The sequence below is a fragment of the Nocardia sp. NPDC050435 genome, from assembly GCF_040655395.1.
Classification (GTDB): Bacteria; Actinomycetota; Actinomycetes; order Mycobacteriales; family Mycobacteriaceae; genus Nocardia.
Window position 1 is genome coordinate 231,685 of the sequence record NZ_JBFAJW010000009.1, and the last position, 12,095, is coordinate 243,779.

The window sequence follows — 12,095 nt, forward strand, 5'->3', positions numbered from 1 at the left end:
CAGCCGCGCGGCTGGGAGCTGCCGAGATCGGATCGTGCAGAACCTGGCGGGAAGAGGTCTCCGCACGGTGCCACCGGCTTCGGGCCGCGTTCCAGCGGCGAGAATCGCTGCCGCCCTACCGAGTCACCCCCAGCGGCAACCCGCTACCGCCCTACCGAGTCACCCCCAGCGGCAACCCGCTACCGCCCTACCGGGCCACGCCCCAGCGGCAACCCGCTACCGCTCTACTGGGCCACGCCCCAGGCGCGGGCCCCGCCGCCCTACCGGATCGCGCTCCATCGACGAAGCCCGCTTCGGCCCTGCCCGGTCACGTTCGAGCGGCGAAATCCCGCCGCTCTACCGAGGCGCTTGCCAGCGACGGGCCAGGCGCGGGGCGAGGACACCGCCCGCGTTGAGCGCCCAGTGAAGCAGGGCGGGGGCGGTGGCGCTGCCGGTGTGGCGGCGGAGCCGGCCGAAGACCAGGCCGCCGAGGGCGGTGATCGCGACGGTGCCGGGGACGCTGTCGCCCGCGGTGCGGGCGGGGTGGATGTGCCACAGGCCGAAGGTGGCGGCGCCGAGGAGCGCGCCGGTTCGTGGGCCGAACGTGTTGTCCAGCAAGGGTTCCAGGGTGCCGCGGAAGACGAGTTCCTCGGTGTAGACGGTGCCGATCGGGATGTGCACCGACACCCATTCGCTGGCCGGGACCTCCGGCTCGTGGTCGGCGAGTTCGATCAGGCGTTCGCGGAGCGCCGGGATCGCCACTGCCGCAGCGTATCCGGCAGCCACCGGAAGCACGGCGCCCAGGCCGATCCGCACGCCACGGGCCGAAAACCAGTGCGGCGCACCGCGGAACACCAGTGCGTAGCCGGTGGCGAAACCGGCGTTGGCGGTGGTGCGCCCGCGCAATCCGGCGTTCAGCCGAGGCAGCAGGACGTTGCTCCAGAGCAGCGGAACACCAATGGCGGCAACGATTTCAGCGGATCGTCTCACTTGAGTTCGCGTTCCAGATCCTCGGCGGCTTCGAGCTGGGTGCGGATCTTGTCCGACAGCTCGGCGTTCCAGCCGGGTGGTTCGGCGATGGCGACCCAGCCGTCGAGCACCAGCGAACCGTACCGGTGGCCGTGCCCGTCGGTGACGCCCTGGGCGTTGGTCAGGTCGGCGGCCACCTGCCAGAAGGTGACGAAGGGCCACCAGCGCATCTGGGTGGTGACGTCGGTGCCGCGCGGTTCGGCCAGCCAATCCGGCTGGGAGAAGATCAGATCCGGGGACCACCAGACGATCGGGTCGGACGGATGCTGCAGGTAGGCGATGCGCGGCGGCCGCCACTCGGTGCTCGGCCGGGCCAGGTCGGCGCTGTCGGCCGCGAAGCGGACCACCAGGCCGTCGGCGTACATCGGCGCCACCTCGCGCGAGCCCGGGTCCCGGCGCGAGACCAGTTGCTTCCACATCTGATTGGAGTTCGGCGGGCCGACCCACAGCGCGCCGTCGACCTTGGCCCGCAGATCGGACAGTCCGTCGAAGGCCGCCTCGGATCCCTGAGAGCCGAGGCTCTCGCCGTAGACGAGCAGCTTCGGCCGGGCCTCCGGCGGCCGGGCCGACCAGTGCTGGTGCACGGCGTCGAAGACGAGTCGGCCCGCCGTGGTGGCTTTCCCGCGGTCGGCGAGGAAGGACAGCACGCTGGGCAGATACGAGTACTGCGTGGCGATGATGGCGGTGTCGCCGCCGTACATGTACTCGATCGCCCCGGCGGCCAGCGAATTCACCCAGCCGGTGCCGGTGGTGGTGGCCACGACGAGCACCTTGCGGTCGAAGGCGCCGGTGCGTTCCAGTTCGGCGGCGGCGAGCTGGGCCTGCTCCTCCGGGCCGCCCTCGGCCGATTCCAGGCCGACGTAGGCGCGGATCGGTTCCTTCGCGGGCTTGCCGGTAAGCGCGGCGATCTGCTCCGCGTCCGGTCCGTGCGAGACGAACCAGCGTCCTTCGAAACCGAGGGTTTCCCACTTCGACAGGGATTCGGGGCTGCCGGAGCGCTCGAATTGCTGCGGCTGCACCGCGTTCACCGAGGTGTGATCGTTGCGGACGCTGAAGGCGGAGTTCGCGACGGCGAAGAAGGCGCGCGAGGCGACACCGTTGACGACGGTCACGGTGAAGATGGTGAGCAGCAGCAGACCGAGCGCCGGCGCGAATTCGCGCGGCACCCTGATCCAGCGGTTGAGCTGGCGGGCCAGCGCGAGCACCAGGTGCCGCAGGGTGCGATAGACCGCGACCACGCCGACCCCGACGGCCACGCTGAGCAGCCCGGTACGCAGGTAGGCGGGAGTGGTGGTGCCCTCCATGCCCATCAGCGCCGTGATCTCGCGTTGCCAGCGCGCGGACTGCACCAGCATCAGCGCCGCACTGAGCGCGGCGGTGAGCAGGATCGCCGATTTCACCGCGTAGCGGACCCAGGTCGGCGGGACGGCCGCGCGCACCCGGGGGCCGAGCTTGGGCGAATGCCGCAGCCACACCCGGAACAGCCACTCCAGCAAACAGCCGACGCCGTAGCCGAGGGCGGCGTTGATGCCGCTGATCAAGCCCTGGAACAGCCAGTCGCGCGGCACCAGCGACGGTGTCACCGACAGCGCGAAGAACAGGGTCGCGCAGATCAGGCCGAGGTAGTTCAGATCGATGACGTTCTCGAGTTTGCGCATCACTACGATGCCGCGCGTACGCAGCCTCCGCAGGGACCTCGCCTTCTCGAGCACCCGATCAGTATGGCGGTCGACGCCGGTAACCCCGGCATCGCACCACAGCCCGGTGTCGCCGCCCGCACCGGCCCGCAGCCGGTGATTCATCCAATCATCCTGTGTTCGACCAGGTTACGCACGCACGACAACTACTCGGGACGCTCGAGTAGTTACACCCGGTTGTGTCGAATCGCATCCGGCCAGACTTGTCCCATGAGCACACCCAACGCCCGGCCGAAGACCAGTTCGGCATACATCGCGCAGGCCGCGATCGCGTTCGGCGTCAGCTTTTTCGGGGCGGGCGTCGGCGTTTTCTATCTTCCCCTGGACGCGTGGCAGCGCGGCTTCCTCGCCATGTCGCTGCTGTTCCTGGTGACCAGCGCCTTCACACTGGCGAAGGTGGTCCGGGACCGGCACGAGTCGGAGAACCTGCACAGCCGCATCGATCAGGCCCGGCTGGAAAAGCTCATGGCCGAGCACGATCCGTTCAAGACCCCCTAGCAGCGAGCCGGGCCCGGTACACGAGGTGTACCGGGCCCGAACGCGTCTGCGGCCGATCAGGCGGTGTGCGCGCCGAACAGCTGGGGCAGCGTGCCCTCGAACGCCGTGCGCAGCTCGGCCAGCGGAACGGTGAACTGGCCCTGCACCTCGAGCTCGTCGGAGCCCTGGTCCACCACGCCGATGCGCACCCACGGCAGTCCGCGCGCGTCGCACATCTTGGTGAAGCGGGTCTCCTCGGTGCGCGGCACCGCCACCAGCACGCGACCTGCCGACTCGGAGAACAGCTGCACGAACGGGTCCGAGCCCTCGGGCAGCAGGATGCGGCAGCCCGTCTCCCCGGCCAGCGCGGCCTCCACCAAGGCTTGGGCCAGACCGCCCTCGGACAGGTCGTGCGCGGCGCTGATCATGCCGTCGCGCGAACCCGAGGTGAGCACCTCCGCGAGCAGCTGTTCGCGGGCGAAATCGACCTGCGGGGGCACGCCGCCGAGGTGATCGTGGGCGACCTGGGACCAGATCGAGCCGCCCAGTTCGTCCTTCGTCTCACCGAGCAGGATCAGCGTCTCGCCGGGCTCCAGGCCCAGACCGCTGGGAATGCGCCGGTGCACGTCGTCGATGACGCCGAGCACGGCGACCACCGGGGTCGGCAGGATGGCGTCCTGACCGGTCTGGTTGTAGAAGCTGACGTTGCCGCCGGTCACCGGAATGCCCAGGGCGACACAGCCGTCCGCGAGACCGCGCACGGCCTGCTGGAACTGCCACATCACGCCCGGATCCTCCGGCGAACCGAAGTTCAGGCAGTTGCTGACGGCCTTCGGAGTGGCGCCGGTGGTGGCGACATTGCGGAACGCCTCGGCCAGCGCCAGCTGCGCGCCGGCGTACGGGTCCAGCTTGGTGTAGCGGCCGGAGGCGTCGGTGGCCAGCGCGATGCCGCGACCGGACGCCTCGTCGATGCGGATCACGCCCGCGTCGGCGTTCTCGGCGAGCACCGTGTTGCCGCGCACGTAGCGGTCGTACTGCTCGGTGATCCACTTGCGGCTGCACAGCTGCGGGCTGGCGATCATCTGCAGCAGGGTGGCGCGCAGTTCGTCGCCGGTCTTGGGCCGCGACAGCGTGTCGGTGGTGTCGGCGATCAGCGCGTCCTGATAATCCGGCCGCCGCACCGGGCGCTCGTAGACCGGGCCCTGGTGTGCGACGGTGCGCGGCGGCACGTCCACCACGGTCTCGCCGTGCCAGGTGATGACGAGGCGCTCGCCGTCGGTGACCTCACCGATGACGGTGGCCAGGGTGTCCCACTTCTTGCAGACGGCCATGAAGGCGTCCACGTTCTCGGGGGTGACGACCGCGCACATCCGCTCCTGCGACTCGCTGGAGAGGATCTCGGCGGGGGTCATGTTCGCGGCGCGCAGCGGGACCTGGGTCAGGTCGATGTGCATGCCGCCGTCGCCCGCGGCGGCGAGTTCGGAAGTGGCGCAAGAGAGTCCGGCGCCGCCGAGATCCTGGATGCCGACGACCAGGCCGGCCGCGTACAGCTCCAGACAGCACTCGATGAGCACCTTCTCGGTGAACGGGTCACCGACCTGCACGGCGGGCAGCTTCTTGCGGCCGGTGCCGGACTCGTCACCGGAGAAGGTGTCCGAGGCGAGCACCGAGACGCCGCCGATGCCGTCGAGGCCGGTGCGGGCGCCGAACAGGATGATCTTGTTGCCGGCGCCGGAGGCGAAGGCCAGGTGCAGATCCTCGACCCGCATGACACCGGCGCAGAGCGCGTTGACCAGCGGATTGCCCTGGTAGGAGGCGTCGAAGACCGTCTCGCCGCCGACATTGGGCAGGCCGAGGGAGTTGCCGTAGCCGCCGACGCCGCGCACCACGCCGTCGACCACGCGCCGGGTGTCGGGGTGATCGGCCGCGCCGAAGCGCAGCTGATCCATCACCGCGATCGGCCGCGCGCCCATGGCCATGATGTCGCGCACGATGCCGCCGACGCCGGTGGCCGCGCCCTGGTAGGGCTCCACGTAGGAGGGGTGGTTGTGCGATTCCACCTTGAAGGTGACCGCCCAGCCGTCGCCGATGTCGACGACGCCGGCGTTCTCGCCGATGCCCGCGAGCATCGAGGCCTTCATCTCGTCGGTGGTGGTCTCGCCGAAGTAGCGCAGGTGCACCTTCGAGGACTTGTAGGAGCAGTGCTCGCTCCACATCACCGAGTACATGGCCAGCTCGGCATCGGTGGGCCTGCGGCCCAGGATCTCCTTGATACGGGCGTACTCGTCGTCCTTGAGGCCGAGCTCTTTGTACGGTTGCGCCGCGTCGGGGCTTGCTGCGGCTGCGCTGACGGTATCGACCTGCGGAGTCACGGAGGTACCTGGGTCCTTTCGGCCGGGCCAAAGGGGGACGGCGGGCCGGCGAGCCGGCGGGTGGGCGGGCACTGGGAACGGCGAGCAGCGACCTGCGTCGTCACTGGGTTGCGGCGAAGTGCCTGAGCCCAGTCTAGAGGGAGCGCCCAGGTCGGCCGCTGCCCACCCGGCTGCCGAACTGGGGACCGATTGCCCATCAGTTGCCTTCGCGCATCCGAGGAATCGGGATTAATCTCGAATCCCCTTGTCAGGAGCTGTAACTTGCCCGCGAAACACCGATTGCGGGAGACACGCTCCCGGAGGTGACCCCCATTACGCTGTCGCTCGGGAGCGCCCAACAGCGAAGGTCACACCCGAGCGCACTCAGTCATGCGGGAACCAGCGGCGGCGAGGTGGAGTCATGGGCGATCGGGCGGTGGCGAATTCGATGTCGATGCGACAGGGCTGGGGTCTGGTGCTGGCCGGAGGGGTGTTCGCCGCCTCCGTGCTGATCTCGCTGCGCGCGCAGTGGTGGCGCGGCTACATCGATCTGCTGGTCTACCGCAACGGGGCCCAGGCGCTGCTGGACGGCAAGGCCCTCTACGGCGAACTGCCGCCGGTGCTGGGCATCAACCTGCCGTTCACCTATCCCCCGCCGGCCGCGCTGCTGTTCACGCCGCTGGCGCTGCTGCCGCTGCCGCTCGCGGAGGCCGCGATGCTCGCGCTGTCGGTGCTGAGTCTCGGGCTCACGCTGTGGCTGGTGCTGGCCCGGCTGCGGCCGGAGCTCGAGCGCCCGGCCGTGCTGGCGGCGGTCCTCGGCGCGGTCGCGCTGGCACAGCTGCTGGAGCCGGTCCGCCAGACCCTCGGGTTCGGCCAGATCAACCTGATCCTGATGGCCGCCGTGGCCGCGGACTGCCTGGCCCGCAAGCCGTTCTGGCCGCGCGGGCTGCTGATCGGCGTGGCGATCTCGGTGAAGCTGGTGCCCGCGGCGTTCCTGCTGTGGTTCCTGCTGCGGCGCGACTGGAAGTCGCTGCGGACCGTCGCCGTGGCCGCCGCGGTCTCGATCGGCCTGGGATTCGCGCTGTTCCCGCGGGATTCGGCGCGGTACTGGTTCCACACGATCCTCGATACCGGGCGGATCGGGTCCCCGCAGTTCGCGGGCAATCAGTCGCTCAAGGGCCTGCTGTTCCGGCTCGGCTTCGACGGCCCGGCGGCGACGGCCCTGTGGCTGACCCTGGCGGCGGTGACGCTCGCGTTCGCCGTCGTCTGGATGCGCCGGCTGCTCGACGCGGACCAGCCGGTCGCGGCCCTGCTGGTGAACGCCTTCGCGCTGCTGCTGGTTTCGCCGGTGTCCTGGTCACACCACTGGGTCTGGACCGCGCCCGCCCTGCTGCTCGCCGCGCACGCGATCGAACACGGCAACCGCAACCCCTGGTTCCTGGGCACGGTCGCCGCGTTCGCGGCGCTGCTGTTCTGCGGGCCGCAGTGGCACCTGCCGCGACACCACGAGCTGGACTGGTCCTGGTGGCAGCAGGTCGCGGGCAGCAGCTACGTGCTGGCCGCCTTCGCGGTGCTGGCCTTCGCCGCCGCTCAGTCCTCGGCGATCGGCGTGAGGAAGGCGGCCAGCGCGGCGGCGTAGGCGGGCACGTCGGCGGCGCCCATGAGTTCCCGCGCCGAGTGCATGGCCAGCTGCGGCGCGCCGACGTCGACGGTGGTCACGCCGGTGCGCGCGGCCGTCATCGGGCCGACGGTGGACCCGCACGGCAGATCCGCCCGGTGCACGTAGCGCTGCAACGGCACCCCGGCCTGATCACAGGCCAGCGCGAAGGCCCCGGCCCCGGCGGCATCGGTGGCGTAGCGCAGGTTCTGGTTCACCTTCAGCACCGGACCGCCGTTGACCTCGATGCGATGCGCGGGCTCGTGCCGGTCCGGATAGTTCGGATGCGTCGCGTGCGCCATGTCCCCCGAGGCGACCACGGAACCGGCCAGCGCGGTGAGGAATTCGGCGCGGCCGCCGCCGCGGGCGAGCACGATCCGCTCCAGCACGGTGGGCAGCAGTTCGGACTGCGCGCCGCGGTCGGACTGGCTGCCGACCTCCTCGTGATCGAACATCACCAGCACCGGCACCGCCGCGCCGGGCTCGGCCAGCGCCGCCAGGAAAGCCTGCAGACCCGCGTAGCAGGTGGCCTGGTTGTCCAGGCGCGGCGCGCTGAGCAGGTCCTGATCCCGGCCGACCAGCCGGCTCGGGGTCAGGTCGTGGGTCATCAGCTCCCAGCCGAGCACCACGCCGGGGTCGACGCCGGCCTGCTCGGCGACGAAATCCAGGAACGAGCGCGGGCGCTCGCCCACGCCCCATACCGCGTTCACGTGCCGCTGCGGGTCCAGCTGCACGCCGCGCCGGTCCTCGGAGAGATGGATGGCCAGCTGCGGCACCCGCAGGATCGGGTCGTCGATGCGAACCAGCTTCTCGCGCAGCGTGTTTCCACTGCGCACGCTGAGCCGGCCGGACAGGCCCAGCTCCCGGTCCAGCCAGGAGTTCAGCCACGCGCCGCCGTAGGGCTCCAGGCCGACCAGTTGCCAGCCCGCGCCGGCCAGATCCGGCTGCTGCTTCACCCGCAGATTCGGGCTGTCGGTGTGCGCGCCGAGCACGCGGAACGGCAGCGTGTCGTCGTCGGCGCTCGCCCAGGCGATCAGCGAGCCACCGCGCACGACGTAGTAGCGACCCGGCGCGGACGGCCAGGCCGCCGCCTCGGCGAGCCGGGTGAACCCGTGGTCGTCCAGTTCCGTCGCGACCGTCGCGCAGACGTGGAACGGGCTCGGCGAGGCATCGATGAAGCGGCACAGCCCCGAGGCCGTGGCAGCGGTAGTAGTCGCGGGCATCTCCCGATCGTAGTGAAACGATCTAGTTCTCGACGATCTCCTGCACCTGCTCCTGGGCCTTGACCGGGTCGTTGATCCAGGTCCGGTAGAAATCCAGCGGGCAGTCGGCCACGCCGAACGCGTCGGCGCCGCGGGATTCGCCGCGGTGCAGCAGGCTGTAGGGCCCGAAGTTGGCGCGGTCGTAGTGACGGGCCTCGCGCAGCAGCCGCATCGAGAGCCGGGCCGTGCTCAGCTCGTTCTGCTCGGAACCGCATTCGCCCAGCGTGCGGCCGGCTCCGTCGATGATCGTCGAGCGTCCGGCGTAGGAGTGCACGCCGTCGAAGCCGCTCGCGCCGGCCACCGCGACGTAGACGTTGTTGGCCCACGCCATCGCCTTCGCCATGCCCAGTTGCTGTTCGGTCCGGCTGCCGCGCAACCCGTGACTGTGCACCACCAGCTCCGCGCCCTTGGCCACGCAGTCGCGCCAGATCTCGGGGTAGCGGCCGTCCTCGCCGAGGATCAGCGACAGCTGGATGCCCTTGGGACCGGCACAGACGAAGGTCGCCTCGCCCGGGTAGCAGGGCCCGCCGTCGGGCGACGGAGCGATCTTGCGGTAGCGCTGCACGATCTCGCCGAGGTCGTTGATCAGGATGACGGTGTGGTACGGCGGGCGCAGCGGATGTTCCTCGTGGCGCTCGCTGAGCGAGAACACGCCCCACACCTGGTTGCGGCGGCAGGCCTCGGCGAAGACAGCCGTCTCCTCGCCGGGCACGAGCGTCGCGGTGGAGTACAGCTCGGTCTCGTCGTACATCACGCCCATGGTCGAATATTCGGGCAGCACAACGAGATCCACATCCGGGTGCCCGATTTTGAGGCCGTCGAGGAGGTGCCCGAGAAGGTAGCAGTTGGCCAGCACCTCCGGGCGGGAATGCAGCCGCGGCATCGCGTGATTGAGCACCGCGACATTGACCGTGTCCGGGTTCGACACCACCGATTCGTTTCCCATGATCCGCTCCTCGCCGTCCAGCAACTAATTCCATCCGAAAATAATGGAAGAAGATCGCCCACGGGAAACGAAAGATTCGGAAGAAGACTTATGGGACGAATGTGCCCGAGCCGAAACCAGGTTGCGACTCGGGCCCGCGTTTATGGCGACTCGGCGCTGGATATGAGCTCGAGCACACGCAGCAATTCGGCATAGCGGCGGGCGCCCAGCCGGGCCCGCAACTCCTGTTCGGCCCGCATCTCCTCGGCCCGCACCGCGGCGACCAGTTCGGCGCCGAGCGTGCTCAGGCCGATCAGGATGCGCCGCCGGTCCTCCTCCGCCGCGACCCGGAAGATCAGGCCGCGTTCGGCGAGGTAATCGGCGTGCCGAGTGGCCGAGGACGGCGCCAACTGGGAGCGCACCGCCAATTCGCTCATGGTTATGCCGGAATCACTGGACAAATTGCACAGCATCGACCATTGATCGGGCGAAAGTCGCCTCGCGCACAATGCCTCGTCCAGGTGGCGCAGCCAACGGCGTTCGGCGGCGCGCAGCGCACCATGCAGCGTGGAATGTCCGCCTACAATGGTCGTCATTGTTTCCTGCCCCGAAGAATTCTGCTCGAACGAGAAGAAGAGTACCGAATGCCTGCGTTCGATGAGAGCCCAGACGGCATCATCGAGATCCTCGACATCGTCCCGCGCCAGGGCCCCGGCGGGATCGTCGCCCCCTCCTGCGACGCGGCGATTTCCCTCGCGGTGCACGAAATCAACAGCGGCGCCGGAATTCTCGGACGCGAAATTCGCACCACGCATATCGACGGCGGCCGGGCGCCCGGCGAGGTGGCCGCGGAGGTCGGCGCCCTGCTGGCCACCGGCATGGTGCACGCGATCACCGGCTGGCACACCTCGGCGGTGCGGCGCGCGGTGGCCCGCGCCAACGCCGGGCGCGTCCCGTATCTGTTCGCCACCGCGCACGAGGGCCTGGCCGAACTTCCCGGCGTACTGATGCTCGGCGAGCATCCGGCCGAGCACACGGTGCCCGCGGTGCACTGGCTCGCCCGCGAATACGGCATCCGGCGCTGGGCCGTGATCGGCAACGACTACATCTGGCCGCGCGAGACCGCCCGGGTCGTGCGCCGCTCCCTGGCCGATCCCGAGGCCATCGTGCTGGAACGCTTCGTGCCGCTGGGCAGCCCGGACTTCGGCGGCTTCCTGGCCGACCCGGCGCTGGACCGGGCCGAGGGCGTCATCATCCTGATGGTCGGCAACGACGTGTCCCGCTTCAACCGCCAGTTCGCGGCCACCGGGCGCGCGGCCGGCCAGGTGCGGGTCAGCCCGGCCGCCGACGAGAACGTGCTGCTGGCCGGCGGCGCCGGCGCCAACCACAACCTCTTCGTGCCCTCCAGCTTCTTCCTCGACGAGCGCCGCGGCGACGGCGCCGCCCGCAAGGCCCGCTACCGCCGCCGCCACGGCGGCTTCGCCCCGGCGCTGACCAGCTTCAGCAACGCCACCTACGAGGCGATCCACACCCTGCGCGGCCTGGCCGAGGCCGTCGGGTCACTGGATCTGTCGGACATCCAGCGCGCCCTGACCACCGGCGTGCGCTACGAAACCCCCGGCGGCGCACGCGGATTCCGCGGCAACCAGGTGATCCAGCCGGGCTACCTGGCGCGCGCCGACGGCGTCGACTTCGAGATCCTCGACCGCATCTGCTGACGAAAAACACCCCGCCACCGAAGTGACGGGGTGTTCTGCGCAGAAAATCAGGCCGAGACCAGCGAATCCAGCACCGACAGGAACAGGCCCATGCCGTCGTCGCTCGGGCCGGTCAGCGGCTCGGTGGCGTGCTCGGGGTGCGGCATCAGGCCGACCACCCGGCCGTTGGCCGAGGCGATGCCCGCGATGCCGCGCTGCGAACCGTTCGGGTTCTCGCCGGCGTAGCGGAAGACCACGCGGCCCTCACCCTCCAGCTCGTCGAGCACCTGGGTCGAGGCCTGGAAGCGGCCCTCACCGGACTTCAGCGGGATCAGGATCTGCGCACCCGGTTCGTAGCGGGAGGTCCACGCGGTGTCCACCGATTCGACCTGCAGCCACTCGTCGCGGCAGATGAAGTGCAGGCCCTCGTTGCGGGTCAGCGCGCCGGGCAGCAGACCGGCCTCGCACAGCACCTGGAAACCGTTGCAGATGCCGAGCACCGGCATACCGGCCTTCGCGCCCTCGACGACCTTGCCCATCACCGGCGCGAACCGGGCGATGGCGCCGCAGCGCAGGTAATCACCATAGGAGAAGCCGCCGGGCACGACGACCGCGTCGACACCCTTCAGGTCGGCGTCGGCGTGCCACAGGCTGACCGCCTCGGCGCCGGACCTGGTCACCGCGCGGGCCGCGTCGACATCGTCGAGCGTGCCCGGGAAGGTGATCACGCCAATGCGAGCCGTCACGAGACCCGAACCACCTTCCACTCCTCGATCACGGTGTTCGCGAGCAGCGCTTCGGCGATCTGCTCGAGCTCGGCGTCGCTGACACTGTCGTCCACGTCGAGTTCGAATCGCTTGCCCTGCCGCACATCCGCGATACCGGCGAATCCCAGGCGCGGGAGCGCACCGACGATGGCCTGCCCCTGCGGATCCAGGATCTCGGCCTTCGGCATCACCTCGACCACGACTCGTGCCACGCGTTGCTCCTCAAAGTTTCGTGGGGGTGGGTTCCTTGACCA

General features: G+C 70.0%; 11 protein-coding genes. 3 read left to right on the plus strand and 8 right to left on the minus strand.

All coding sequences use genetic code 11. The annotated features are described in order from the left end of the window. Positions 1-336 precede the first annotated feature (336 nt). Both AB0I43_RS26945 and AB0I43_RS26950 read right to left on the minus strand, forming a co-directional pair. Positions 337-969, minus strand: coding sequence for a CPBP family intramembrane glutamic endopeptidase (locus tag AB0I43_RS26945; RefSeq protein WP_356974978.1), 633 nt, complete (start codon positions 967-969; stop codon positions 337-339). Further along, positions 966-2,666: an alpha/beta hydrolase gene (locus tag AB0I43_RS26950; RefSeq protein WP_356974976.1), complete on the minus strand. Its 1,701-nt coding sequence runs from the start codon at positions 2,664-2,666 to the stop codon at positions 966-968. Before AB0I43_RS26950 ends, AB0I43_RS26945 begins: the two co-directional genes overlap by 4 nt. Before the next feature lie 249 nt (positions 2,667-2,915). On the opposite strand from AB0I43_RS26950, the gene AB0I43_RS26955 reads away from it, so the two are divergent. After that, a complete protein-coding gene (locus tag AB0I43_RS26955; RefSeq protein ID WP_357432784.1) occupies positions 2,916-3,203 on the plus strand; it encodes a YiaA/YiaB family inner membrane protein in 288 nt (95 codons plus the stop codon). A gap of 56 nt (positions 3,204-3,259) precedes the next feature. On the opposite strand, the gene purL is transcribed toward AB0I43_RS26955, so the two are convergent. After that, positions 3,260-5,554 carry a phosphoribosylformylglycinamidine synthase subunit PurL gene (gene purL / locus AB0I43_RS26960; protein ID WP_357432785.1) on the minus strand — a complete coding sequence of 765 codons (2,295 nt, stop codon included), beginning with the start codon at positions 5,552-5,554 and terminating at the stop codon, positions 3,260-3,262. Positions 5,555-5,954: 400 nt separating this feature from the next. Between purL and AB0I43_RS26965 the strand changes: the two genes are divergently transcribed. Further along, positions 5,955-7,172, plus strand: coding sequence for a glycosyltransferase 87 family protein (locus tag AB0I43_RS26965; RefSeq protein ID WP_357432786.1), 1,218 nt, complete (start codon positions 5,955-5,957; stop codon positions 7,170-7,172). Here AB0I43_RS26965 and AB0I43_RS26970 read toward each other — a convergent pair. The 3 genes from AB0I43_RS26970 to AB0I43_RS26980 all read right to left on the minus strand — a co-directional run bounded on the left by AB0I43_RS26970 (position 7,124) and on the right by AB0I43_RS26980 (position 9,973). Next, positions 7,124-8,413, minus strand: a complete 1,290-nt coding sequence (locus tag AB0I43_RS26970; protein WP_357432787.1) for a M18 family aminopeptidase — start codon at positions 8,411-8,413, stop codon at positions 7,124-7,126. The two genes, AB0I43_RS26965 and AB0I43_RS26970, sit on opposite strands and share 49 nt — an antisense overlap. Positions 8,414-8,435: 22 nt before the next feature. Further along, positions 8,436-9,398, minus strand: a complete 963-nt coding sequence (locus AB0I43_RS26975) for a nitrilase-related carbon-nitrogen hydrolase (protein ID WP_357432788.1) — start codon at positions 9,396-9,398, stop codon at positions 8,436-8,438. A gap of 140 nt (positions 9,399-9,538) precedes the next feature. Further along, positions 9,539-9,973, minus strand: a complete 435-nt coding sequence (locus AB0I43_RS26980; protein ID WP_357432789.1) for a MarR family transcriptional regulator — start codon at positions 9,971-9,973, stop codon at positions 9,539-9,541. Positions 9,974-10,021: 48 nt separating this feature from the next. Between AB0I43_RS26980 and AB0I43_RS26985 the strand changes: the two genes are divergently transcribed. After that, the gene (locus tag AB0I43_RS26985) at positions 10,022-11,095 is read left to right on the plus strand and encodes a substrate-binding domain-containing protein (RefSeq protein WP_357432790.1); all 1,074 of its coding nucleotides are present in this window, start codon (positions 10,022-10,024) and stop codon (positions 11,093-11,095) included. A gap of 47 nt (positions 11,096-11,142) precedes the next feature. Here the strand turns inward: AB0I43_RS26985 and purQ are convergent, their stop codons facing one another. Next, entirely contained in the window at positions 11,143-11,820 is a 678-nt protein-coding gene (purQ, locus tag AB0I43_RS26990; RefSeq protein ID WP_356974961.1) for a phosphoribosylformylglycinamidine synthase subunit PurQ, read from the minus strand. Then, positions 11,817-12,053 (minus strand): phosphoribosylformylglycinamidine synthase subunit PurS, encoded by a 237-nt coding sequence (gene purS / locus AB0I43_RS26995; protein ID WP_356974959.1) that lies wholly within the window; start codon positions 12,051-12,053, stop codon positions 11,817-11,819. Before purS ends, purQ begins: the two co-directional genes overlap by 4 nt. Between the last annotated feature and the right edge of the window lie 42 nt (positions 12,054-12,095).